The 23,029-nt window shown below is 66.2% G+C and carries 20 protein-coding genes and 1 pseudogene; 15 read left to right on the top strand and 6 right to left on the bottom strand.

The features are described 5' to 3' along the window. Positions 1 to 117: 117 nt before the first annotated feature. Positions 118 to 1,332 carry a phosphoserine phosphatase SerB gene (gene serB, locus ACIP0B_RS23085; protein WP_400836319.1) on the top strand — a complete coding sequence of 405 codons (1,215 nt, stop codon included), beginning with the start codon at positions 118 to 120 and terminating at the stop codon, positions 1,330 to 1,332. 145 nt (positions 1,333 to 1,477) lie between these two features. Here the strand turns inward: serB and ACIP0B_RS23090 are convergent, their stop codons facing one another. The 4 genes from ACIP0B_RS23090 to ACIP0B_RS23105 all read right to left on the bottom strand — a co-directional run bounded on the left by ACIP0B_RS23090 (position 1,478) and on the right by ACIP0B_RS23105 (position 6,673). After that, on the bottom strand, positions 1,478 to 3,232 hold the full coding sequence (locus tag ACIP0B_RS23090; RefSeq protein ID WP_400836321.1) for a molecular chaperone: 1,755 nt from the start codon (positions 3,230 to 3,232) through the stop codon (positions 1,478 to 1,480). 168 nt (positions 3,233 to 3,400) lie between these two features. Beyond that, a complete protein-coding gene (gene asd, locus ACIP0B_RS23095; RefSeq protein WP_400836323.1) occupies positions 3,401 to 4,261 on the bottom strand; it encodes an archaetidylserine decarboxylase in 861 nt (286 codons plus the stop codon). 18 nt (positions 4,262 to 4,279) lie between these two features. Continuing rightward, positions 4,280 to 5,095, bottom strand: coding sequence for a rhodanese-like domain-containing protein (locus ACIP0B_RS23100; RefSeq protein ID WP_400836325.1), 816 nt, complete (start codon positions 5,093 to 5,095; stop codon positions 4,280 to 4,282). Between the two features lie 39 nt (positions 5,096 to 5,134). Continuing rightward, entirely contained in the window at positions 5,135 to 6,673 is a 1,539-nt protein-coding gene (locus ACIP0B_RS23105) for an HDOD domain-containing protein (RefSeq protein ID WP_400836327.1), read from the bottom strand. A 166-nt stretch (positions 6,674 to 6,839) separates the two neighbouring features. Here ACIP0B_RS23105 and motA point away from each other — a divergent pair, with 166 nt between their 5' ends. Together motA and motB are read left to right on the top strand one after the other, a co-directional pair. Continuing rightward, positions 6,840 to 7,691, top strand: a complete 852-nt coding sequence (gene motA, locus ACIP0B_RS23110) for a flagellar motor stator protein MotA (RefSeq protein WP_085582914.1) — start codon at positions 6,840 to 6,842, stop codon at positions 7,689 to 7,691. 3 nt (positions 7,692 to 7,694) lie between these two features. After that, complete coding sequence (gene motB, locus ACIP0B_RS23115) at positions 7,695 to 8,780, top strand: flagellar motor protein MotB (protein ID WP_400836329.1); 1,086 nt, start codon at positions 7,695 to 7,697, stop codon at positions 8,778 to 8,780. Between the two features lie 48 nt (positions 8,781 to 8,828). On the opposite strand, the gene rsgA is transcribed toward motB, so the two are convergent. Further along, entirely contained in the window at positions 8,829 to 9,860 is a 1,032-nt protein-coding gene (gene rsgA, locus ACIP0B_RS23120) for a small ribosomal subunit biogenesis GTPase RsgA (RefSeq protein ID WP_085582910.1), read from the bottom strand. A 110-nt stretch (positions 9,861 to 9,970) separates the two neighbouring features. Here rsgA and orn point away from each other — a divergent pair, with 110 nt between their 5' ends. Continuing rightward, a complete protein-coding gene (gene orn, locus ACIP0B_RS23125; protein ID WP_400836332.1) occupies positions 9,971 to 10,513 on the top strand; it encodes an oligoribonuclease in 543 nt (180 codons plus the stop codon). A 210-nt stretch (positions 10,514 to 10,723) separates the two neighbouring features. Then, on the top strand, positions 10,724 to 11,335 hold the full coding sequence (locus ACIP0B_RS23130) for a trimeric intracellular cation channel family protein (RefSeq protein ID WP_085582906.1): 612 nt from the start codon (positions 10,724 to 10,726) through the stop codon (positions 11,333 to 11,335). Positions 11,336 to 11,342: 7 nt separating this feature from the next. Here the strand turns inward: ACIP0B_RS23130 and queG are convergent, their stop codons facing one another. Further along, complete coding sequence (gene queG, locus ACIP0B_RS23135; protein WP_400836334.1) at positions 11,343 to 12,407, bottom strand: tRNA epoxyqueuosine(34) reductase QueG; 1,065 nt, start codon at positions 12,405 to 12,407, stop codon at positions 11,343 to 11,345. A gap of 63 nt (positions 12,408 to 12,470) precedes the next feature. On the opposite strand from queG, the gene ACIP0B_RS23140 reads away from it, so the two are divergent. The 10 genes and pseudogenes from ACIP0B_RS23140 to ACIP0B_RS23185 form a co-directional block, all read left to right on the top strand. Then, positions 12,471 to 13,970, top strand: a complete 1,500-nt coding sequence (locus ACIP0B_RS23140) for an NAD(P)H-hydrate dehydratase (protein ID WP_400836336.1) — start codon at positions 12,471 to 12,473, stop codon at positions 13,968 to 13,970. Next, on the top strand, positions 13,958 to 14,428 hold the full coding sequence (gene tsaE / locus ACIP0B_RS23145) for a tRNA (adenosine(37)-N6)-threonylcarbamoyltransferase complex ATPase subunit type 1 TsaE (RefSeq protein WP_400836338.1): 471 nt from the start codon (positions 13,958 to 13,960) through the stop codon (positions 14,426 to 14,428). The genes ACIP0B_RS23140 and tsaE overlap by 13 nt, the downstream gene beginning before the upstream one ends. A gap of 51 nt (positions 14,429 to 14,479) precedes the next feature. Then, positions 14,480 to 15,859, top strand: a complete 1,380-nt coding sequence (locus ACIP0B_RS23150) for an N-acetylmuramoyl-L-alanine amidase (protein WP_371856111.1) — start codon at positions 14,480 to 14,482, stop codon at positions 15,857 to 15,859. After that, positions 15,856 to 17,778 carry a DNA mismatch repair endonuclease MutL gene (gene mutL / locus ACIP0B_RS23155; protein WP_400836340.1) on the top strand — a complete coding sequence of 641 codons (1,923 nt, stop codon included), beginning with the start codon at positions 15,856 to 15,858 and terminating at the stop codon, positions 17,776 to 17,778. Before ACIP0B_RS23150 ends, mutL begins: the two co-directional genes overlap by 4 nt. Beyond that, the gene (miaA, locus tag ACIP0B_RS23160) at positions 17,778 to 18,749 is read left to right on the top strand and encodes a tRNA (adenosine(37)-N6)-dimethylallyltransferase MiaA (RefSeq protein WP_400836342.1); all 972 of its coding nucleotides are present in this window, start codon (positions 17,778 to 17,780) and stop codon (positions 18,747 to 18,749) included. Before mutL ends, miaA begins: the two co-directional genes overlap by 1 nt. Before the next feature lie 94 nt (positions 18,750 to 18,843). Then, positions 18,844 to 19,104 (top strand): RNA chaperone Hfq, encoded by a 261-nt coding sequence (hfq, locus tag ACIP0B_RS23165; protein ID WP_003221112.1) that lies wholly within the window; start codon positions 18,844 to 18,846, stop codon positions 19,102 to 19,104. A 12-nt stretch (positions 19,105 to 19,116) separates the two neighbouring features. After that, positions 19,117 to 20,418, top strand: coding sequence for a ribosome rescue GTPase HflX (gene hflX / locus ACIP0B_RS23170; RefSeq protein ID WP_400836344.1), 1,302 nt, complete (start codon positions 19,117 to 19,119; stop codon positions 20,416 to 20,418). A 96-nt stretch (positions 20,419 to 20,514) separates the two neighbouring features. Further along, entirely contained in the window at positions 20,515 to 21,690 is a 1,176-nt protein-coding gene (gene hflK / locus ACIP0B_RS23175) for an FtsH protease activity modulator HflK (protein ID WP_400836346.1), read from the top strand. Then, positions 21,690 to 22,559 carry a protease modulator HflC gene (gene hflC, locus ACIP0B_RS23180; protein ID WP_085582889.1) on the top strand — a complete coding sequence of 290 codons (870 nt, stop codon included), beginning with the start codon at positions 21,690 to 21,692 and terminating at the stop codon, positions 22,557 to 22,559. The genes hflK and hflC overlap by 1 nt, the downstream gene beginning before the upstream one ends. A gap of 312 nt (positions 22,560 to 22,871) precedes the next feature. Beyond that, a pseudogene (locus ACIP0B_RS23185) lies at positions 22,872 to 23,018 on the top strand (ATP phosphoribosyltransferase regulatory subunit); the annotation flags it as partial. Positions 23,019 to 23,029: the final 11 nt, after the last annotated feature.

Consider the following 23,029-nt stretch of genomic DNA (forward strand, 5'->3'; position numbering starts at 1 on the left):
TCCGTGAAGTTGACGCGCAGTATAGCGACAGGCCCTAGACCGGCAAAGCGCCTGCGGTGCCCGATGGTCACTGAAAATGGGTAGAATGCGGTTTTTTTCCAGTTGCGGGGGTGCGCGTTGCGCGAAATCGTCCTGATTAACATCACAGGGTCCGACCGTCCGGGTCTGACCGCGGCCATTACCGGCGTTCTGGCCCAGGGTGGCGTTAACATCCTCGACATCGGTCAGGCGGTGATCCACGACACCCTGTCGTTCGGCATCCTGGTCGAGATCCCCGACAGCGAACAGGGCAAGTCCGTGCTCAAGGACATCCTGTTCAAGGGCTACGAGCTGGATCAGCAGGTGCGTTTCACCCCGGTGTCCGAAGCGGACTACCAGCAGTGGGTGGGCAACCAGGGCAAGCAGCGCCACATCGTCACCCTGCTGACCCGCAAAGTGACCGCCGGCCAGTTGCAGGCCGTGAGCTCGATCACCGCCAGGTACGGCCTGAACATCGACCACATCGACCGCCTGTCCGGGCGCATGCCGCTGGACACCCCGGACGACAAGGGCAAGGGCTGCATCGAGTTCTCCGTGCGCGGCGAGGCGGCCGACCCGCAGGCGCTGCGCGCCGAGTTCCTCAGCGTGGCGCAGGAGCTGAACGTCGACATCGCCTTCCAGGAAGATTCGCTGTTCCGCCGCAACCGTCGCCTGGCGGTGTTCGACATGGACTCGACCCTGATCGAGGCCGAAGTCATCGACGAACTGGCCAAGGCCGCCGGCGTCGGCGACCAGGTGTCGGCGATCACCGAGCGGGCGATGGCCGGCGAGCTGGACTTCCGGGCAAGCTTCAAGGAGCGCCTGGCGCTGCTCAAGGGCCTGGACGTCAGCGTGCTGGACGCCATCGGCGCCTCGCTGCGCCTGACCGAAGGCGCCGAAACCCTGTTCGCCGAGCTCAAGCGCCTGGGCTACAAGACCGCGATCCTGTCCGGCGGCTTCACCTACTTCGCCAAGCAGCTGCAGGCCAAGCTCGGCATCGACTACGTGTTCGCCAACGAACTGCAGGTGGTCGACGGCAAGTGCACGGGCGTGGCGGTCGAGCCGATCGTCGACGCCCAGCGCAAGGCCGACCTGCTCAAGGAACTGGCGCACAAGGAAGGCCTGCGCCTGGAGCAGACCATCGCGGTGGGCGACGGCGCCAACGATCTGCCGATGCTGGCCATCGCCGGCCTGGGCGTGGCGTTCCGCGCCAAGCCGCTGGTCAAGCAGTCGGCCAAGCAGGCGATTTCCACCCTGGGCCTGGACGGCGTGCTGTACCTGTTGGGTTTCCGCGACCGCGACGGGCAGCTCTGACGGGTACGGTGTCAGAAGGGCCTGTGGCGAGGGAGCTTGCTCCCGCTGGGGCGCGAAGCGGCCCTCTTCTTCGCCGGACAGAGAAGAAGGCCCGCTGCGCAGTCCAGCGGGAGCAAGCTCCCTCGCCACAAGGGGTTGATCCCTTTTACAGCGACTTCCACAACGAATCGAAATCCTCTTCGCTCCCGCCGTTCTGCGCAGCCTCCAGCGAGCGGTAGGCGAACTGGTTGAAGCTGTGGGTGCTCGCCACCCGCCTGTCCAGCCCGGCGCGGTGCTCTTCCCCCAACGTGTTGATCAGCACCTTGTTGCCTTCCTGAAACGGCAGCCGCGGCGCCAGCAGCGTCGCCGGCAGGTCGATCGCGCTGATCTGCGGCAGCAGCAGGCCGCGCAGGTAATGGCTGTGGTCGTCCCGGGTGCGCACCAGTTGCAGCCCACAAGGTTGGGCATGGGGCGCCACCAGCTCAATGCCCATCTGCGTGCCGCCGCCGCGCACCTGGCGGATCCAGCGCACCACCGCAATGCTCCAGCCCTGGTTCGCGCTGTCCTGGATGCCGACCATTTCCCCGGCCTGCAGCTCGGCGGGCACCTCCTTGGGCCACGCCAGGCAATAGCCGCCGGGGCTGTGGTTGATCACCGGCAGGGCGTAGGTCGGGTAATGCGGCGGGTTGTCGGCGTCGTCCTCGTCGTCGGCCTGGGGTTCGTAGCGGATCTCCTCATAAGGCAGGAATTCGTCGGCCTTGCCGTGGGGCGCGGCGTCGAAGGCCTGGCTCCAGCTGTCCTTCTCGCTGTTGGCCACGGCCCGGCTGAAGTTCGCCGTGCGTGCGCCGGGGTGCCTGAGCAGCTCGCTGAAGGTGCGCTCGCCCCCCAGGTAGAAATGCAGCGCACTCATGCCGATGCACACGGTGAGGTTGCCCTGGCCGACGGTGCGCTGAAAGCTGCGTTCGGCGGCCTGGCCCCAGGTGGCGTGCAGGTGTTGCAGGCTGTCGTGGCTCAGGCCGGACGGCACCGGCAGCGGGTTCGGTGTGTCGTCGTGCAGCAGGTGAGCCTCGATGGCGTTCACCAGGGGCTGCGGGTCGAAGCCCAGCAGGCCGGGCTGCTGCTCGCTGCGGAACATGCTGCGGTAACGCGGGCCGGCGTCGAGCTCGGCCGAGACGGCGAACAGGCCTTCGCCCGTCACCCCTGGACGCAGCTTCAGCCAGGCGGCCCAAGGCTCCAGCACGTCCCCGAGCCGGGCGATCTGGTTCTGGCGCAATTGGTTGCAGCGGGCGCTGCCCAGCAGCAGGGCGGCGATGTAGGTTTGCTCGACGCTCAGCTCGCCCGTGAGGCTGGCCAGGTCGTCGCGCACCCGCCGATGCTGCAGCTGCAATCCGGCAGCGGTGCCGAACAGTTGATGCAGTTCGAACCACAGCCCCTCCGGCGCCGGGCTGTAGAGCTGAGTGGCGCGCAGCAGTTGGCCCTTGAGCGCATGGGCCGCCCGTTGCAGCGCAGCGCTGAGCAGGGCGGCGCGGTGGTTGGCGTACTTCGGCGCGATCCGCAGGACGATCTGTTTGTAGCCGGTCGCCAGATGGCTCTGCAGGGCCTGGCACAGGTTGCTGATCTTGCGCGAGCGGTCGTCGAGCATGATCGCCTGGTGCAGGAAGTGCCGCTCCAGGTGCTGGCAGACGAAATACACCTCGGGGCGCAGCAGCTCCAGCAGTTGCAGGCGGTTGTCGCTGGGGGTGAGCAACTGGTTCAGCTCGCCCAGTCCCTGATAGAGCTGGCGTGCGGTTTCGCCGATGTTGGCCTTGGGCAGGCCGGCGATCCAGCGCTTGAGGTCGCGCGGGGTGGGGTCGCAGAAGGACAGGCGCAACTGGGTCGGGACAGGGGCCTGCAATTGCGGTTGGAGTCGAGGTTCGCTCATGCCGTGACGGCCTCCGGCGGCGAATGGGGCAATGCCCAGAACTCTAGCAGTTGTGCTCTGCTTCGCCGGTTTGCGGAAGGTTTTTTGCGCCCGGGAGGCGGGCAGGAAGGCGGGGAGGCAGCGGGCGCTGCGCCCCTTCGCACGGTGCGAAAGGGCGCAGGGTCAGGCTCAGGCGTTCGGCAGGGCGAGGGCCTGGCCCATCTGCACCGGCGAACCGGCGGACAGGGATTCGACCCACTTCACCTGATCCGGGCCGAACAGCACGATCGCGGTGGATCCCAGCTTGAAGCGCCCCAGTTCCGCACCTTTTTCCAGGTGGATCGGCGCACGGGCGGCTTCGTCGTAGCGGAAGGTCTTCAGTTCGCGCTTGGGCGGCGTCACCAGGCCGGCCCAGACGGTTTCGATCGACGCGACGATCATCGCGCCCACCAGCACCACGGCCATCGGGCCGCGTTCGGTGTCGAAGATGCACGCCACGCGCTCGTTGCGGGCGAACAGCTCAGGCACGTTCTCGGCGGTGGTCTGGTTGACCGAGAAGATCCGGCCCGGAATGTAGACCATCTCGCGCAGGGTGCCGGCCAGCGGCATGTGCACGCGGTGGTAGTCCTTCGGCGACAGGTAGATGGTGGCGAAGTCGCCGCCCATGAACGGCGCGGCGTTGGCCGTGTCGCCGCCCAGCAGCTCCAGCACGCTGAAGCTGTGGCCCTTGGCCTGGAACACCCTTCCGTGCTCGATCGGGCCGAGCTGGCTGACGGCGCCGTCGGCGGGGCTGAGGATCGCGCCCGGCGTTTCGTCCAGCGGACGCGCGCCGTCCTTGAGGGCACGGGTGAAGAAGGCGTTGAAGTGCTCGTAGGCCGTCACGTCTTCGACCAGCGCCTGGGACATGTCCACCTGATAGCGCTTGGCGAACCAGGTGGTGAAGGCATTCTTGAACCAGCGCACGCGGCACTCGGCGATGCAGCCGGCCAGGCGCGACAGCAGGTGGTGGGGCAGCAGGTACTGGCTGAGGATGAACAAACGCTCTTTCATTGACTGTCCTTAAAAACCTTAAAGCTCGACGGGCGTGTCGGGGTGGTTGCCCCATTCGCCCCAGGAACCGGCGTAGCCCTTGACCCGCGGATAACCGAGGGACTTGGCCACCAGATAGGTGAAGCCTGACCGGTGGTGGGTCTGGCAGTGGGTGATGATCTCTTTGTCCTTGGTGATGCCGAGGCGTTCGAGGATTTCCGGCATGTCGGTGCGGATGCGCAGTTGGCGCGCCCGGTCCATGCCCGCCGTCCACTCGAAGTTGACCGCGCCGGGGATGTGCCCGCCCTTGGCCGCCAACACCTTCTCGCCGGAGTACTCCAGCGGCCCGCGGGCGTCCCAGATCGCCAGGTCGGCGGCGCCGAGGCGGCTTTGCAGGTATTCGCGGGTGGCGGTGGGCTCTTCGTGCAGGGTCAGGGCCACCGGGCCGCCGACCGCCTTCGGCACCTGGATCGACATCGGCGAGCCTTCCGCCAGCCAGGCCGGCAGGCCGCCGTCCAGGTAGTGGTAGTTGCGGTGGCCGATCACGTCGAGCATCCAGATGAAGCGTCCGGCCCAGCCGCCGCCCTCGTCGTCGTAGACCACGTAGACCGCGTCCGGGCGGTGGCCCAGCTCGCCGAACAGCTCTTCGAGCTTGTCCTTGGACGGCAGCAGGCCCGGCGCCGGCAACTGGCCGAGCTGGGTGCGCTTGGGGTCGACGAAGCGTGCGCCGGGAATGTGCCCCTCGGCATAGCGGGCAGGGCTGGTCAGGTCCACCAGGATCAGGTTGGGGGCGTCGAGGCGCGCGAGCAGGTCGCTCGGCTCGATCACCAGCGCCAGGCCAGAGAAGTCAGGCATGTGAGGTCTCCAGAGCACAAAGGGAAACGATTGTAGCCGTCATTGGCTGCGGTGGCTAAAGCTGTGCAGGGCTTTCTCGATGCACTGCGCGGTTTTGCCGAAGGCCTGCACGGTGACGTCGGCGAACGGCCCGCCGCCCTGGTCGGCGACCACGATCATGATCACCCGGCCGTTGTTCACCAGCGAGCGCAGGAACAGGTGCTCGCCGCGGAACAGCGTGCGCAGCGCCGGCGGCAGCAGGGCGGAGAACTGCGCGTTGTTGTCCGGGGTGATCCGCACCTGGGCCTGCTGCGCGAGCAGGCGCTGCAGCACGGTGCTCTGGCTGACCGCGACGTTCAGCGCGGCGGCCTCCGGTGGCAGCCCGGCCGTCTGGTGCACGCGCAGGTTGGAATGGGTGCGGTCGGCCATCAGGATCATCACCCGGCGCATGCCGCTGGCCACCAGGGCGTCGCGGGCGGCGATGGTCAGGTGCATGGCGTTGGTGAAGCGGCTCGGCTCGGCCAGCAGCTCGGCGCATTGCCGGCGCCATTTGGCCAGCTCTTCGGCGCTGGGGGCGGCGGGCGGCAGCAGCCCGGCCGGGACGCGGCGGGTGCCCCAGGGCCAGAGCAGGGACAGGGCGGGGTGCCACAGGTCCGGCATGAAATGCTGGCGTGCGCTGTTGGCGGCCTGCTGGTGCAGTTGCTGCTGCACCTCGTCCATGGGGATCTGCAGATAGAGGCTGGTCAGGTATTGCCAGCGCTCGCTGTGGGGGCTGTCCCAGGCCTGCTGCGCCGACAGCGCCAGGCCGTTGGCCAGCAGCACCGTATTGGCCGGCTGGTTGAGCCAGTGGCGCAGGGTCGGGTCGTCGTCGAGGCGGTTCTGCTGGCGCAGCGGATGCTCGCTGTCGCGGGCGATGCGCAGCACCTTGACCAGTTCGCGCCGCTCGTTGAGCAGCAGCCGGTAACCCTGCTGCACCCAGATCGGCAGGCGCCAGGCATCGACCAGCGCCTGGCCGATCTTCAGCAGGCGCACGCCGAACAGTTGCCGCTCCACGTCGCGGGCCGATTCGCCCTTGTGGATCACCCGCAGTTCCCACTCTTCGAGCAGTTTGGGGTGGGTCAGCGCCAGGGGCCACAGCGGCGACAGGAACAGCAGGCTGCCCCAGTGGATGTCTTGCCACAGCCGCGCCAGGCGGCCGGCGAAGAAGCCGTTGGCCTGTTGCGTGGCGTGCTGGCTGATCATCTGCAGCTGGCGCAGGGCCTGGGGGATCTGCCCGTCGGGCTCGGCGGGCAGGCGCGCGAGCAACTCTTCGGTGCGGGTCAGGCCGAGGCGGTTGATGGCGACTTCGAGGTTCTCCGCAGGCTCGGCCATGCTGCCCAGGGTGTGGCGGTTGGCTTCGCGGATGATGCTCAGGGCCAGCGCGGGGCTGTCCTGCATCAGGTTGGCGATGTCGCGCAGCGAGCTGCGGTTGTCGCGTATCGCCCGGCAGACGCGGTCGTGGGCCGATTGCGGCACCGGCAGGCGGACGCCGTCGAGCAGCTTGACCCAACCGTCGAGGGTGTTCGGTGTTGCGTGTGGGACGTTCGTTTCATTAGCCATGTCGGGACGGGATCTTGATGTGCAAAAGACGCGCCCGGCATGGGCTAAATTGGCTTTTCGCCTGAACTGCCTATAGTCTGGCGCAGTTTTGCCGATAAGTAGAAGAAGAGATTTTTTAACTTCCGAATATGACCTTGAACCCGACTTAAACAAGTACTTTCTATCTATGGCTAAAATTATCGGCATCATCGTCGTATTCGCGAGCGTGCTCGGCGGATACGTGCTTTCCCACGGCAAGATCGCGGCCCTGATCCAACCCTTCGAGGTGATGATCATCGGCGGCGCGGCCCTCGGCGCCTTCCTTCAGGCCAACCCCGGCTACATGACGATGCACGTGTTCAAGAAAGCCTTGGGCATGTTCAGTTCGCGCTTCAGCCACACCTTCTACTTGGAAGTGCTGGGCCTGATCTACGAGATCCTCAACAAGAGCCGCCGCGAAGGCATGATGGCCATCGAAGGCGACATCGAAGACGCCGCCGCGAGCCCGATCTTCGCCAAGTACCCGGCCGTGCTCAAAGACGAGCGCATGACCGCGTTCATCTGCGACTACCTGCGCATCATGTCCTCCGGCAACATGGCGCCGCACGAGCTCGAAGGCCTGTTCGACATGGAACTGTTCAGCCTCAAGGAAGAACTGGAGCACCCGTCCCATGCCGTCAACGGCATCGCCGACGGCATGCCCGGCTTCGGTATCGTCGCGGCGGTGTTGGGTATCGTGGTGACCATGGCCTCCCTGGGCGAAGGCGACCAGAAGTCCATCGGCCTGCACGTGGGTGCGGCGCTGGTCGGTACTTTCTTCGGTATTCTCGCGGCCTACGGCTTCTTCGGCCCGCTGGCCCATTCCCTGGCCCATGACGCCAAGGAAGAGCTGAACGTCTACGAAGCCATCAAGGCCTCGCTGGTGGCTTCGGCCTCCGGCATGCCGCCGTCGCTGGCCGTTGAGTTCGGCCGCAAGGTCCTGTACCCGGCGCACCGTCCGAGCTTCGCCGAGCTGGAACAAGCGGTTCGCGGTCGTTAAGCCATGGAAAACAACCAGCCGATAATCATCAAGCGCGTCAAGCGCTACGGTGGCGGACATCACGGCGGCGCCTGGAAAATCGCCTTCGCCGACTTCGCCACGGCGATGATGGCGTTCTTCCTGGTGCTGTGGCTGCTGTCCACCGCCACCCCCGAGCAGAAGATCGCCATCGCCGGTTACTTCAAGGATCCGGTCGGCTTCTCCGAAAGCGGCACGCCGTACATCATCGACCTGGGCGGCACCCCGACCCTGGCGCCGGAAAACACCCTCAACCCTGAGGTGAAGTCGCAGCCGCAGCCGGACAAGGTCACGGTCGACACCGAGCAGGTCGAGGGCATGGCCGAGCAGGTCGAGAAGGAACGCCTGGAACTGCTGCTGCAGGAACTGCAGAACAAGGTCGAAGAGAACCCGCAGCTGCAGAAGTTCAAGGATCAGATCCTGTTCGAGATCACCCCGAACGGCTTGCGCATCCAGATCATGGACGCCGAGAACCGGCCGATGTTCGACTCGGGCTCCGCGCGCCTGAAGCCGTACTTCGAAGACATCCTGCTGGCCATGGCCGACACCATCAAGGCGGTGCCGAACAAGATCAGCATCAGCGGCCACACCGACGCCAAGCCTTACGTGGGCAACGGCGACTTCGGCAACTGGGAGCTGTCGGCCAACCGCGCCAACGCCGCCCGGCGTGCCCTGGTGGCGGGCAGCTATCCGGAGTCGCAGGTGGCGCGGGTGGTGGGGTATGCCTCGTCGGCGCTGTTCGACAAGGAAAACCCGTTCAACCCGGTCAACCGCCGCATCGACATCGTGGTGCTGACCAAGAAGGCCCAGGCCGCCATCGAAGGCTCGCAGGGTGCCGACCCGGCGAAACCGGCCGACGGCCAGGAAGGCGCCGCACCGGCCACCCCGGCCGATCCGAACGCCTTGCCGGCGGATCAGCAGCCGGTGGCGCCGCACGAGTTGCGCGAACGGCTGAACCTGTTCGACGACCCGTTGCCGAAACCGGCCGAGCCGGGCGCCCATGCGCCGGCACCTGCTCCGGCACCTGCTCCGGCACCGGCGGCGCCCGCCGCCCCCGCGCCGAAGCAGTGACCCACAAAAAAGCCGCGATGATCTCGCGGCTTTTTTGTGTCCGGCGGTTCAGTAGCCGTTGTCGGGCAGGCTGGCGATGATCGAGCGGTAGCTGTTCATCCGCTGCTGCTGGATGCGTCCGTCTTCCAGGGCCTTGAGCAGGGCGCAACCGGGTTCGCGGTCGTGCTTGCAGTCGCGGAAGCGGCAGGTGCCGAGCAGGTCTTCGAACTCGATGAAGCCGGCCTCGACGTCGGCGCGGCTGACGTGGCCCAGGCCGAATTCGCGGATGCCCGGCGAGTCGATCAGCTCACCGCCGCCGGGGAAGTGGAACAGGCGCGCCGTGGTGGTGGTGTGCTGGCCCTGGCCGGACCATTCGGACAGCGGGCCGACGCGGGTCTCCACCTCCGGCAGCAGGCTGTTGACCAGCGACGACTTGCCGACGCCGGACTGGCCGACGAACACGCTGATGCGGCCGTCGAGCAACTGCTGCAGTTGCTCCATGCCGTTGCCGTGGTGGGCCGAGACTTCCAGCACCGGATAGCCGAGGGTGCGGTAGACCGCCAGCAGCGCATTGAGCGCCGGGGCGTTCTGCTCGTCGATCAGGTCGAACTTGTTGAGCAGCAGCAGCGGGCGGATGCCGGCGTGCTCGGCCGCCACCAGGTAGCGGTCGATCAGGTTGGCGTGGGGCTCGGGCAGCGGGGCGAAGACGATGACGATCATGTCGACGTTGGCCGCCACCGGCTTGAGCTGGCCGCGGCTGTCCGGGCGGCACAGTTCGGTGCTGCGCGGCAGCTGCGCGACGATCACGCCGATGCCCTGGTTGCCGGCGCGCCAGACCACCCGGTCGCCGGTCACCAGCGCCGGCAGGTTCGCGCGCAGGTAGCAGCGGAACACCTGGCCGGCCTGGTCGCCGTCGGTCGCCTCGACCTCGACCTGCACACCGAAGTGGGCGATCACCAGACCGTGCTGTTCCGGGCCCAGGTCGCCGCCCTCCAGGGCCTCGACGGCCGAGGACTCGCGTTTGGCGGCGCGGGCGGCGCGCTCGCCCTGGATCTTTTCGATGCGCCAGCTCTGGCGGCGGTTGAGTTGGCGTTTGGCCATGGGTGTTCCGTAATAAAAAGAATGCAGCGAATGGGTAAAACGGCGGCGAGTTTAGCACGCCCGGCCACCCGCCTAGGCTAAACTGCGCACCATTGCTTAGGAGACGAATCATGCAGAACCCGCAGAACCTGATCTGGATCGACCTGGAAATGACCGGTCTGAACCCGGACACCGACGTCATCATCGAAATGGCCACCATCGTCACCGACAGCGACCTGAACACCCTGGCCGAAGGCCCGGTCATCGCGATCCACCACAGTGACGACGTCCTCGCCCGCATGGACGAATGGAACACCCGCACCCACGGCAACTCGGGCCTGACCCAGCGCGTGCGTGAAAGCCGCGTGAGCATGGCCGAGGCCGAAGCCGAAACCATCGCCTTCCTGGAGCAGTGGGTGCCGAAGGGCAAGTCGCCGATCTGCGGCAACAGCATCTGCCAGGACCGTCGCTTCCTGTTCGCCCACATGAAGTCGCTGGAAAGCTACTTCCACTACCGCAACCTCGACGTCTCCACCCTCAAGGAACTGGCCGCGCGCTGGGCGCCGGACGTGCGCGACAGCTTCAAGAAGGGCAGCACCCACCTGGCGCTGGACGACATCCGCGAATCCATCGCCGAGCTGCGCCACTACCGCGAGCACTTCATCAAGTTCTGAGCCGCCGCGGCGAGTCCCTGTGGCGAGGGAGCTTGCTCCCGCTCGGCTGCGCAGCCGCCGCAGTCCCCGCAGGCACGTCCTGCCTGAAGGGGCGCTTGGGAGTGCTCCGCCCTCCGACGGGAGCAAGCTCCCTCGCCACGGTGCGTCCGCCCCCTTCTGGTGCGGCCGCGAAATGGCTAGACTGCGCGCCTTCCTGCCAGGACCGCCACCATGCTGCTGATGCTCTACCTGATCGCCATCACCGCCGAAGCCATGACCGGCGCACTGTCCGCCGGCCGGCGCGGCATGGACTGGTTCGGCGTGGTGCTGATCGCCTGCGTCACGGCGCTCGGCGGCGGCTCGGTGCGCGACGTGCTGCTCGGGCACTACCCGCTGACCTGGGTGAAGCATCCCGAATACCTGGTGCTGACCTCGGCGGCCGCGATGCTGACCGTGTTCACCGCACGCTGGATGCGCCACCTGCGCTCACTGTTCCTGGTGCTCGACGCCGTCGGCCTGGTGGCGTTCACCCTGATCGGCTGCATGACCGCCCTGGAAATGGGCCACGGCATGCTGGTGGCTTCGGTCAGCGGCGTGATCACCGGGGTGTTCGGCGGCATCCTGCGGGACATCTTCTGCAACGACATCCCGCTGATCTTCCGGCGCGAACTGTACGCCAGCGTCTCGTTCGCCGCCGCGTGGTGCTACATGCTCTGCCTGTTCCTGAACGTGCCGAGCGAACAGGCGATCCTGATCACCCTGTTCGGCGGCTTCCTGCTGCGGCTGCTGGCCATTCGTTTCCACTGGGAAATGCCGAAGTTCGTCTATAACGACGAGCATTGATCCGGCCTTAGACGATGCCGTGCTGCCTCAGGGCCCACTCGACATGCTCGCGCACCAGTTCCGACGGATGGTCGCGGCGTGCCTTCAGCGCTTCCAGCACCGGGATGCTCGACGGCGCATTGCCCAGCCCCACCGCCAGGTTGCGCAGCCAGCGCTCGTAGCCGGCACGGCGCAGCGGTGAGCCTTCGGTGCTGCTGAGGAACGTGTCTTCGTCCCACAGGAACAGTTCGGCCAGTTCGGCGTTGTCCAGGTTGTGCCGCGGCTTGAAGTCGCTTTCCCCGGACGGCCGGGCGAAGCGGTTCCACGGGCAGACGATCTGGCAGTCGTCGCAGCCGAAAACCCGGTTGCCGATCAGCGGCCGCAGGTCTTCGGGGATGGCGTTCTTGAGCTCGATGGTCAGGTAGGAAATGCAGCGCCTGGCGTCCAGCACGTAGGGGCCGACGAAGGCGTTGGTCGGGCAGATGTCCAGGCAGGCGCTGCAGCGGCCGCAGTGTTCGGTGGCGTGGGGAGGGTCGACCGGCAGCGGCAGGTCGACGAACAGCTCGCTGAGGAAGAAATAGCTGCCAGCCTTGCGGTTCAGGACCAGGGTGTTCTTGCCGATCCATCCCAGGCCGGCCTGTTCGGCGATGGCCTTTTCCAGCACCGGGGCGCTGTCGACGAAGGCGCGGAAGCCGAACGGGCCGATCTGCGCCTGGATCCGGTCCGCCAGTTGCTGCACGCGCTTGCGGATCAGCTTGTGGTAGTCGCGGCCCAGGGCGTAGCGGGAGATGTAGGCCTTTTCCGGTTGGGCGAGCCTCTGCGCCATGTGCGTGTCGCCCGGCAGGTAGTCCATGCGCAGGGAGACCACGCGCAGCGTCCCCGGCACCAGCTCTTCGGGGTGCGAGCGCTTGCTGCCGTGGGCGCCCATGTAGTCCATCTCGCCGTGGTAGCCGGCCTCGAGCCAGCGCTGCAGGTGCCCCTCGTGCTCGGCCAGGTCCAGACCGCTGATGCCGACTTGCTGGAAGCCCAGCTCGCGGCCCCAGTCCTTGATGGATTGGGCCAGGGCGGGGAGGTCTGTGGTGATGGCGGACATGAGGCGAGAGAAACCGGAACTGAGGTGCGTATAATTCTGCCAGACATCGGAGCCCGAAGACGCATGCCGCACACGAAAGATCATTTACCCGACGCGCTGTACCGCGCCGCCCAGGTGCGGGATATCGACGCGCGGCTGATCGCTGCCGGCACGCCGGGCCTGGAACTGATGCACCGCGCCGCCCGGGCGACCTGGCGCGCGCTGGTGCGCCGCTGGCCGGCGGCGAACGAGCTGACGGTGCTGGCCGGCCACGGCAACAACGCCGGCGACGGTTATCTGGTGGCGGCGCTGGCGCACCGTGCCGGCTGGCATGTGCGGGTACTGGCCGTCGGCGATCCGCAGCGCTTGCGGGGGGATGCGGCGCAGGCCCATGGGCAGGCCCTGGCCGAAGGGGTTGCCGTGCAGGGCTGGAATGCGCAGAGCGATCTGCGCGGCGTGGTCCTCGATGCGTTGCTCGGCACCGGTCTGAGCGGCGAGGTGCGCGAACCGTATGCCTCGGCCATCGCAGGGATCAACGCCGGCGGCCTGCCGGTGGCGGCGGTGGATGTGCCGTCCGGGCTGTGCGCCGATACCGGGCGTGTGCTGGGCGTGGCGGTGCGCGCCGACCTCACCGTGACGTTCATCGGCCTCAAGCTGGGGCTGTTCACCGGCGACGCCGCCGATCACGTCGGTGAACTGGCGTTCAACGATTTGCAGGCGCCGGCCGAAACCTTCAGTGACATTCCCGTTGCCGCCCGTCGGCTCGACATCGCTAATCTGCCGCGTCCGGCGCCTCGCGCAGCGACGGCGCACAAGGGCCGGTTCGGTCATGTGCTGCTGATCGGCGGCGACCACGGGTTCGGCGGGGCGATCGTGCTCAGCACCGAAAGCGCGCTGCGCAGCGGCGCGGGCATGGTGTCGCTGGCGACCCGCGCGGAGCATGTCCCGGCGGCGCTGGCCCGGGTGCCGGAAGCCATGGCGCTGGGCGCCTCGTCGGCCAATCAGTTGATGGGGCCGCTGGAGAAGGCTTCGGTGCTGGTGGTCGGGCCGGGTCTGGGCCAGGCGGGTTGGGGGCGCAGCCTGCTGTCGGCGGCGGCCAATGCGCGGTTGCCGCAAGTCTGGGACGCCGACGCGCTGAACCAACTGGCCGCAGGCTGGGTAAGCCTGCCGAAGGATTGCGTGATCACGCCGCATCCGGGGGAGGCGGCGCGCCTGCTCGGCGTCAGCACCGCGCAAGTGCAGGCCGACCGGCCGGCGGCGGCTCTGGCGTTGAGCAAAAAATACGCAGCGGTGACGGTGCTCAAGGGCGCCGGCAGCCTGATCGCCCATCCCGACGGGAGGTTGGCGGTGTGCCATCAGGGCCACCCCGCGATGGCGACCGCCGGGCTCGGCGATGTGCTGGCCGGGTTGCTCGGCGCACTGATGGCCCAGGGCATGGACGGTTTCGGAGCTGCCTGCCTGGCGGTCTGGCTGCATGCCAATGCGGGTCTGCAACAAGGTGAATTCGGCCGTGGGCTGGCGGCCAGTGATCTGATTCCAGCCATTCGTCAGTTGTTGGAGGAGCATGCACCGTGTCTGAAGTAACCCTGTACCTGGCCGATGAACAGGCCATGACCGACTTTGGCGCACGGATCGCCCGCATCACCGGGGGGCATGGCCTGATTTTCCTGGTGGGTGACCTGGGCATGGGCAAGACCACCCTGTCCCGCGGGCTTATCCGGGGCCTGGGCCACCAGGGCGCGGTGAAGAGTCCGACCTTCACGCTGGTCGAGCCTTACGAGATCGGCGACGTCCGCGCCTTCCACTTCGACCTCTACCGGCTGGTCGACCCGGAGGAGCTGGAGTTCCTCGGTATCCGCGACTACTTCGAGGACGATGCCCTGTGCCTGATCGAGTGGCCCGACAAAGGTGCAGGCTTTTTGCCAAAGCCTGACCTGACCATTACCATTAGCCCGCAAGACAGCGGGCGTTCGCTGACCATTTTGTCCCAGGGCTCGCGCGGCGAGGCCTGGTGTGCCGCTTTGGCGTTGGAATCCAAATAAATGATGGGGTTAGGTATGCGCTTTCGCGCGTTGGTGGCTGCCGCTGGACTGATGCTGATGGCAGTGACCGTCAGCGCTGTGGCCGACACAAAGGTCAACAGCGTGCGCCTGTGGCGGGCACCGGACAACACGCGGCTGGTGTTCGACCTGAGCGGCCCGGTGCAGCACAGCGTATTCACCCTGACCGCGCCGGACCGGCTGGTGATCGACATCAACGGCGCCACCCTCGGCGCGCCGCTGAACGTGCAGACCGCCAATACGCCGATCACCGCCATGCGCTCGGCCCAGCGCACGCCGACCGACCTGCGGGTGGTCATCGACCTGAAGAAGGCCGTCACCCCGAAAAGCTTCTCCCTGGCGCCCAATGCGCAGTACGGCAACCGTCTGGTGGTCGACCTGTTCGACAACCCGGCCGACGCCGCGCCGCCGCCTGCGCCGACGCCGTCGGTGGCCACCGTGCCGGCCGTGCCGGTGACCCCGGCGGAACCGGCGATCAAGCTGCCGCCGGCTCCGGCCGGCAAGCGCGACATCATCGTGGTGATCGACGCCGGCCACGGCGGCGAAGACCCCGGCGCCTCCGGCTCGCGCGGCCAGCGTGAAAAAGACGTGGTGCTGCAGATCGCCCGCGAACTGCAGCGTCAGGTCAACGGCATGAAGGGCTTCCGCGCCGAGCTGACCCGCACCGGCGACTACTTCATCCCGCTGCGCGGCCGCACCGAGATCGCCCGCAAGAAGGGCGCCGACCTGTTTGTCTCGATCCACGCCGACGCCGCGCCTTCCGCCGCCGCGTTCGGTGCGTCGGTGTTCGCCCTGTCCGACCGTGGCGCCACCTCGGAGACCGCCCGTTGGCTGGCCGACAGCGAAAACCGTTCCGACCTGATCGGCGGTGCCGGCAACGTCAGCCTCGACGACAAGGACCGGATGCTCGCCGGCGTGCTGCTCGACCTGTCGATGACCGCCTCGCTGACCTCCAGCCTCAACGTCGGCCAAAAGGTCTTGAGCAACATCGGCCGGGTCACGCCGCTGCACAAGCAGCGGGTGGAGCAGGCCGGGTTCATGGTGCTGAAGTCGCCGGACATCCCGTCGATCCTGGTCGAGACCGGCTTCATCTCCAACGCCAACGAGGCTTCCAAGCTGGCGGCGTCGAGCCATCAGCAGGCGCTGGCGCGGTCGATCAGCAGCGGCGTGCGCCAGTTCTTCCAGCAGAACCCGCCGCCGGGCACCTACATCGCCTGGCTGCGCGACTCGGGCAAGATCGCCCAGGGGCCGCGGGATCACCGGGTGAGCCCGGGCGAAACCCTGGCGATGATCGCCGTGCGCTACCAGGTGTCGCCGGCCACGCTGCGCAGCGCCAACAACCTGAGCAGCGATGAGCTCAAGGTCGGTCAGCACCTGACCATTCCCGGCACTGAACTGGCGTCCAAGGAATGAATCAGGTGTTGAGTTCGGCCCGCATTGAACTGCTCAGCCCCCGGCTGGCGAACCAGATCGCCGCCGGCGAGGTGGTCGAGCGCCCGGCGTCGGTGATCAAGGAACTGCTGGAAAACAGCCTCGACTCCGGTGCCCGGCGCATCGATGTCGATGTCGAGCAGGGCGGCGTCAAGCTGCTGCGGGTGCGCGACGACGGCAGCGGCATTTCCGCCGATGACCTGCCGCTGGCGCTGGCCCGGCACGCCACCAGCAAGATCCGCAACCTCGAAGACCTCGAGCAGGTGATGAGCCTGGGCTTCCGGGGCGAGGCGCTGGCGTCGATCAGCTCCGTGGCGCGCCTGACCCTGACCTCGCGCACCCGCGACGCCGACCAGGCTTGGCAGGTCGAGACCGAAGGCCGCGACATGGCGCCCCGGGTGCAGCCGGCGGCGCATCCGGTGGGCACCTCGGTGGAGGTGCGCGACCTGTTCTTCAACACGCCGGCGCGCCGCAAGTTCCTCAAGACCGAAAAGACCGAGTTCGATCACCTGCAAGAAGTGATCAAGCGCCTGGCGCTGGCGCGCTTCGACGTGGCCTTCCATCTGCGCCACAACGGCAAGACCATCCTCAGCCTGCACGAGGCCCACGACGAGGCGGCCCGTGCCCGGCGCGTGGCGGCGATCTGCGGCTCGGGCTTCCTGGAGCAGGCGCTGCCGATCGAGATCGAGCGCAACGGCCTGCGCCTGTGGGGCTGGGTCGGTCTGCCGACGTTCAACCGCAGCCAGGCGGACCTGCAGTATTTCTTCGTGAACGGCCGTGCGGTGCGCGACAAGCTGGTGGCCCACGCGGTGCGCCAGGCCTACCGCGACGTGCTGTTCAACGGCCGTCATCCGACCTTCGCGTTGTTCTTCGAGGTCGATCCGGCGGCGGTGGACGTCAACGTCCACCCGACCAAGCACGAAGTGCGCTTCCGTGACGGGCGCATGGTGCACGACTTCCTGTACGGCACCCTGCACCGGGCGCTGGGCGATGTGCGTCCGGAGGATCAGGTGGCCGCGCCGGTCGCCACCGCCGGTTTCGTCCGCCCGACCGGTCTTGAGGCCGGCGAGTTCGGGCCGCAGGGCGAGATGCGCCTGGCGGCAAACACCCTGCTGGAACAGCCCCAGGCGCAACCGTCGTTCAATGCGCCGGCCGGCGGCGGCAGCGGTGCGGGCTACCAATATCAGTACACGCCGCGCCCGCAGTCCGCAGTGCCGGCCGCCGAGGCCCAGGCCGCCTACCGCGAGTTCTTCGCGCCGCTGCCGGAGGCCGGAGCCCCCGCCAGCGGCAATGCGCTGCCGAGCGGCCAGGGCGACATCCCGCCGCTGGGCTACGCGCTGGCGCAGCTCAAGGGCATCTACATCCTGTCCGAGAACGCCCAGGGGCTGGTGCTGGTGGACATGCACGCCGCCCATGAGCGGATCATGTACGAGCGCCTGAAGATCGCCATGGCCAGCGAGGGCCTGAGCGGCCAGCCGCTGCTGGTGCCGGAGTCGCTGGCGGTGAGCCAGCGCGAGGCCGACTGCGCCGAAGAGCACGCGGCGTGGTTCCAGCGCCTGGGCTTCGAACTGCAGCGCCTGGGCCCGGAAACCCTGGCGATCCGGCAGATTCCGGCGCTGCTCAAGCAGGCCGAGGCCAACCGGTTGGTCGGCGACGTGCTGGCGGACCTGATGGAGTACGGCACCAGCGACCGGATCCAGGCGCACCTGAACGAACTGTTGGGCACCATGGCCTGCCACGGCGCGGTCCGCGCCAACCGGCGCCTGGCGCTGCCTGAAATGAACGGCCTGCTGCGCGACATGGAAAACACCGAGCGCAGCGGTCAATGCAACCATGGCCGGCCGACCTGGACCCAATTGGGCCTGGACGACCTGGACAAACTGTTTTTGCGCGGTCGTTGATGAGCCAGCTTCCTCCAGCGATTTTCCTGATGGGCCCGACCGCTGCGGGCAAGACCGACCTGGCCATCGAGCTGACCAAGGTGCTGCCGTGCGAGCTGATCAGCGTCGACTCGGCGCTGGTCTACCGCGGCATGGACATCGGCACCGCCAAGCCGTCCAAGGCACTGCTGGCCGAGTTTCCCCATCGCCTGATCGATATTCTCGACCCGGCGGAGGCGTATTCGGCTGCGGATTTCCGGCGCGATGCGCTGATCGCCATGGCCGACATCACCGCGCGGGGCAAGATCCCGCTGCTGGTGGGCGGCACCATGCTCTACTACAAGGCGCTGGTCGAAGGCCTGGCCGACATGCCGGCGGCCGATCCCGAAGTGCGTGCGCAGATCGAAGAAGAGGCGGCGCGCCTTGGCTGGCAGGCCCTGCACGAGCAGTTGGCGGCCATCGACCCGGTCTCGGCGGCGCGGATTCACCCGAACGATCCGCAGCGCCTGAGTCGCGCACTGGAGGTTTACCGGGTCAGCGGTCAGAGCATGACCGAGCTGCGCCAGCAACAATCTGTGCAAAGTGCCGACGCAGCCGCATCGGGGCGGCAACAATTGCCCTATACTGTCGCGAATCTGGCCATTGCTCCGGCAAACCGCCAGGTACTGCACGAGCGCATTAAACAAAGATTCACAAATATGCTGGAACAGGGATTCATCGACGAGGTCGTAGCCCTGCGCAATAGAAGTGACCTGCATGCCGGGTTGCCGTCTATACGTGCGGTGGGCTACCGCCAGGTCTGGGATTATCTGGACGGCAAGCTGACGTCGGCCGAAATGCAGGAGCGGGGCATCATCGCCACGCGCCAATTGGCCAAACGCCAGTTCACCTGGCTGCGCAGCTGGGATGGTTTGCACTGGCTTGACAGTCTGGATTGCGACAATCTGCCACGCGCCTTGAAATACCTTGGGACGATCTCCATATTGAGCTGAGTTCCTGCAATTGCCGTCTATCCTTGGGGGTGTGGCGGCAAAGGCCACCTGTTTACCTATTTTTTATTATTGAATCCTTAAAGGAGTGCGGCACATGTCAAAAGGGCATTCGCTACAAGACCCTTACCTGAATACTTTACGTAAAGAGAAAGTGGGGGTTTCCATCTACCTGGTCAACGGCATCAAGCTGCAAGGTACGATCGAGTCGTTCGACCAGTTCGTCATCCTGCTGAAGAACACCGTCAGCCAGATGGTCTACAAACACGCTATCTCTACCGTCGTGCCGGTCCGTCCAATTCGTCTGCCAAGCGCAACCGAATCCGATGCAGGTGACGCAGAGCCTGGTAACGCCTGATAGGAGTCTCCTTTGTTCTTTGAGCGCCACGGTGGTGGTGAACGAACCATTCTCGTTCACTTGGATGGTCAGGACCCTGAGGCGCGCGAAGATCCGCAGGAGTTTCAGGAGTTGGCAATTTCGGCTGGCGCCGAGACCGTCGCGTTTTTCAGCGTGCCGCGTCATCGGCCAACCGCCAAGACCCTGATTGGCAGTGGCAAGGTCGAGGAGTTGCGCGACCTGGTCAAGGCCGAACAGGTCGACCTGGTGATTTTCAACCACACCCTCTCACCCAGTCAGGAACGCAACCTCGAGCGCGAGTTCGAGTGCCGCGTGATCGACCGCACGGGTCTGATCCTCGACATTTTCGCCCAACGCGCCCGTACCCATGAAGGCAAGCTCCAGGTCGAACTGGCCCAGCTTGAGTACATGAGCACGCGGCTGGTGCGCGGCTGGACCCACCTTGAGCGGCAGAAGGGCGGCATCGGCCTGCGCGGCCCGGGCGAGACCCAGCTCGAGACCGACCGGCGCCTGTTGCGGGTGCGCCTGCGGCAGATCAAGTCCCGGCTGGAGAAGGTGCGCAGCCAGCGCGAGCAGTCGCGGCGCGGACGCAAGCGCGCGGACATCCCGACGGTGTCGCTGGTGGGTTACACCAACGCCGGCAAATCGACGCTGTTCAACGCGGTGACCGAGTCCGAGGTGTATGCGGCGGACCAACTGTTCGCCACCCTCGACCCGACCCTGCGCCGCCTGGACCTCGAAGACCTCGGGCCGATCGTGCTCGCCGACACGGTGGGGTTCATCCGTCACCTGCCGCACAAACTGGTCGAGGCGTTTCGGGCTACGCTCGAAGAGTCGAGCAACTCCGACCTGCTGCTGCACGTGATCGACGCCCACGAGCCGGACCGGATGGAGCAGATCGAGCAGGTGATGGTGGTGCTCGACGAGATCGGGGCGCAAGACTTGCCGATCCTGGAGGTATACAACAAACTCGATTTGCTCGAGGGCGTTGAGCCGCAGATCCAGCGCGACGCCGACGGCCGTCCGCAGCGGGTCTGGCTGTCGGCGCGGGACGGCTCCGGCCTTGAGCTGCTCAAGCAGGCGGTGGCCGAGTTGCTCGGCGATGACCTGTTCGTCGGCACTTTGCGTTTGCCGCAGCGTTTGGCCAGGTTGCGTGCGCAATTCTTCGAATTGGGTGCGGTGCAGAAAGAAGAGCACGACGACGAAGGCTCCAGCCTGCTGGCCGTCCGGTTGCCGCGGGTCGAGCTGAATCGACTGGTGAGCCGCGAAGGATTGCAGCCAATGGACTTCATCGAGCAACACACTTTGCAATAAAAGCCTGAAAAAGCGGTTGTGCCGCGGTGACAGGCATTCTGTAGCATGGGGCGGCGCGCCGTGGGCGCGTCTTTGCTTTATCAGATGGAGAGCGCTATGGCTTGGAATGAGCCGGGTGGCAACTCGAACAATCAGGATCCTTGGGGTGGCAAGCGTCGCAACAATGGCGACCGCAAGGGCCCGCCGGATCTCGACGAGGCCTTCCGCAAGCTGCAGGAAAGCCTTAACGGGTTGTTCGGTGGTGGCAAGAAACGGGGTGACGACGGGGGCGGATCGGGCAAGGGCGGCGGCTTCGGCGGCCTGCTCGGCATCGGTCTGGTCGTGCTGGCGGCCGTGTGGCTGTACAGCGCGGTGTACGTGGTGGACGAGCAGGAGCAGGCCGTGGTGCTGCGCTTCGGCAAGTACTACGAAACCGTCGGCCCGGGCCTGAACATCTATTTCCCGCCGATCGACAAGAAGTACATGGAAAACGTCACGCGTGAGCGTGCGTACACCAAGCAGGGCCAGATGCTGACCGAAGACGAGAACATCGTCGAAGTGCCGCTGACCGTGCAGTACAAGATCAGCAACCTGCAGGACTTCGTGCTGAACGTCGACCAGCCGGAAATCAGCCTGCAGCATGCGACCGACAGCGCCCTGCGCCACGTGGTGGGCTCCACCGCCATGGACCAGGTGCTGACCGAAGGCCGTGAGCTGATGGCCAGCGAAATCAAGGAACGCCTGCAACGCTTCCTCGATACCTACCGCACCGGCATCACCGTCACCCAGGTCAACGTGCAGAGCGCGGCGGCGCCCCGTGAAGTCCAGGAAGCCTTCGACGACGTGATCCGCGCCCGTGAAGACGAGCAGCGTTCGCGCAACCAGGCCGAGACCTACGCCAACGGCGTGGTGCCGGAAGCCCGTGGCCAGGCCCAGCGCATCATCGAGGACGCCAATGGCTACCGCGACGAGACGATCTCCCGCGCCAAGGGTGAGGCCGACCGCTTCACCAAGCTGGTCGCCGAGTACCGCAAGGCACCTGAGGTCACCCGTCAGCGCCTGTACCTGGACACCATGCAGGAAGTCTTCAGCAGCACCAGCAAGGTGCTCGTGACCGGCAACAAGAACGGCCAGAGCAACCTGCTTTACCTGCCGCTGGACAAGATGGTCGAAAGTGGCCGCAGCACCAGCGCTCCGGTGAGCGGCGGTGCGGCAGTCACCAGCAATGAAGCCAATGCGCGTGCCGCAGCCGATCTGCAGCAACAGCAGGCACGTACCAGGGAGAGTCGCTGATGAGCAATAAATCGCTGATCGCCCTTATTGTCGGCGTGGTCGTGGCGATCGCTGCCTGGAACTGCTTCTACATCGTGGCTCAGACCGAGCGTGCGGTGCTGCTGCAATTCGGCCGCGTGGTACAGGCCGATGTCCAGCCGGGCCTGCATGTGAAGGTGCCTTACGTCAACCAGGTGCGCAAGTTCGACGCCCGCCTGATGACGCTGGACGCACCGACGCAGCGCTTCCTGACCCTGGAAAAGAAAGCCGTCATGGTCGATGCCTACGCCAAGTGGCGGGTGAAGGACGCCGAGCGTTTCTACACCGCGACCTCCGGCCTCAAGCAGATCGCCGACGAGCGTCTGTCCCGTCGTCTGGAGTCGGGCCTGCGTGACCAGTTCGGCAAGCGCACCCTGCACGAAGTGGTGTCGGGCGAGCGCGATGCGCTGATGGCCGACATCACCGCGTCGCTGAACAAGATGGCGGAGAAGGAGCTGGGCATCGAAGTGGTCGACGTCCGGGTCAAGGCCATCGACCTGCCGAAGGAAGTCAACCGCAGCGTGTTCGAGCGGATGAGCACCGAGCGTGAGCGTGAAGCCCGCGAGCACCGCGCCAAGGGTAACGAGTTGGCCGAAGGCATCCGTGCCGACGCCGATCGCCAACGCCGCGTGCTGCTGGCCGAAGCCTATCGTGAATCCGAAGAGGTTCGCGGTGACGGCGATGCCCAGGCCGCTGCGATCTACTCCAAGGCTTACGGCCAGGACCAGGATTTCTACGCGTTCTACCGTAGCCTGCGCGCCTACCGTGAAAGCTTCGCGAACAAGTCCGACGTCATGGTGCTCGACCCGAGCAGCGACTTCTTCAAGTATCTGGAGAAGGCCAAGCCTTGATTCGACGTTGACCTGCGTCATTCCGCCCGGCGGCTAAAACCTCGGGCGGGGTGATCCTTTTGGAAAACGTGTGTATGATGCGGCAGCCGGGAAATTCCCGGCTTTTTTGCGTCTGCACGTTCGATTGCTGTTTTTGTTGCAGAACATGGGCTCAAGGGCCCGACGGTTTTTCGAGGAAAGTGATTGGCGAAGCCGGTGACAGGCTTTTCGCTTCGTCGCCCATGCGCGTGTCTTTTGCGCAGGCCGGTCATTTTCTGCTTCACTCAAGGCTCGCCCTCGGGCTGGCCGCCCGGATCAAAGGGGAATGGCGTAATGGCAACGGTAGACCGCTGGCTGCTGCCAGATGGCATCGAAGAAGTGCTGCCACCGGAAGCGGCGCGCATTGAAGTGGCGCGTCTTCAGGTGTTGGATCTGTTCCAGAGCTGGGGTTACGAGTTCGTCGTGACTCCCCATATCGAGTAGATCGGAAG

It is taken from the genome of Pseudomonas sp. NPDC089534, assembly GCF_044749305.1.
Lineage (GTDB): Bacteria > Pseudomonadota > Gammaproteobacteria > Pseudomonadales > Pseudomonadaceae > Aquipseudomonas > Aquipseudomonas ekonensis.

Excerpts from the sequence above, each read along its gene's own strand:
- ACIP0B_RS23090 (WP_400836321.1), bottom strand. The coding sequence starts at position 3,232 with ATGAGCGAACCTCGACTCCAACCGCAATTGCAGGCCCCTGTCCCGACC.
- asd (WP_400836323.1), bottom strand. The coding sequence starts at position 4,261 with ATGAAAGAGCGTTTGTTCATCCTCAGCCAGTACCTGCTGCCCCACCAC.
- ACIP0B_RS23100 (WP_400836325.1), bottom strand. The coding sequence starts at position 5,095 with ATGCCTGACTTCTCTGGCCTGGCGCTGGTGATCGAGCCGAGCGACCTG.
- ACIP0B_RS23105 (WP_400836327.1), bottom strand. The coding sequence starts at position 6,673 with ATGGCTAATGAAACGAACGTCCCACACGCAACACCGAACACCCTCGAC.
- motA (WP_085582914.1), top strand. The coding sequence starts at position 6,840 with ATGGCTAAAATTATCGGCATCATCGTCGTATTCGCGAGCGTGCTCGGC.
- motB (WP_400836329.1), top strand. The coding sequence starts at position 7,695 with ATGGAAAACAACCAGCCGATAATCATCAAGCGCGTCAAGCGCTACGGT.
- rsgA (WP_085582910.1), bottom strand. The coding sequence starts at position 9,860 with ATGGCCAAACGCCAACTCAACCGCCGCCAGAGCTGGCGCATCGAAAAG.
- orn (WP_400836332.1), top strand. The coding sequence starts at position 9,971 with ATGCAGAACCCGCAGAACCTGATCTGGATCGACCTGGAAATGACCGGT.
- ACIP0B_RS23130 (WP_085582906.1), top strand. The coding sequence starts at position 10,724 with ATGCTGCTGATGCTCTACCTGATCGCCATCACCGCCGAAGCCATGACC.
- queG (WP_400836334.1), bottom strand. The coding sequence starts at position 12,407 with ATGTCCGCCATCACCACAGACCTCCCCGCCCTGGCCCAATCCATCAAG.
- ACIP0B_RS23140 (WP_400836336.1), top strand. The coding sequence starts at position 12,471 with ATGCCGCACACGAAAGATCATTTACCCGACGCGCTGTACCGCGCCGCC.
- ACIP0B_RS23150 (WP_371856111.1), top strand. The coding sequence starts at position 14,480 with ATGCTGATGGCAGTGACCGTCAGCGCTGTGGCCGACACAAAGGTCAAC.
- mutL (WP_400836340.1), top strand. The coding sequence starts at position 15,856 with ATGAATCAGGTGTTGAGTTCGGCCCGCATTGAACTGCTCAGCCCCCGG.
- miaA (WP_400836342.1), top strand. The coding sequence starts at position 17,778 with ATGAGCCAGCTTCCTCCAGCGATTTTCCTGATGGGCCCGACCGCTGCG.
- hfq (WP_003221112.1), top strand. The coding sequence starts at position 18,844 with ATGTCAAAAGGGCATTCGCTACAAGACCCTTACCTGAATACTTTACGT.
- hflK (WP_400836346.1), top strand. The coding sequence starts at position 20,515 with ATGGCTTGGAATGAGCCGGGTGGCAACTCGAACAATCAGGATCCTTGG.
- hflC (WP_085582889.1), top strand. The coding sequence starts at position 21,690 with ATGAGCAATAAATCGCTGATCGCCCTTATTGTCGGCGTGGTCGTGGCG.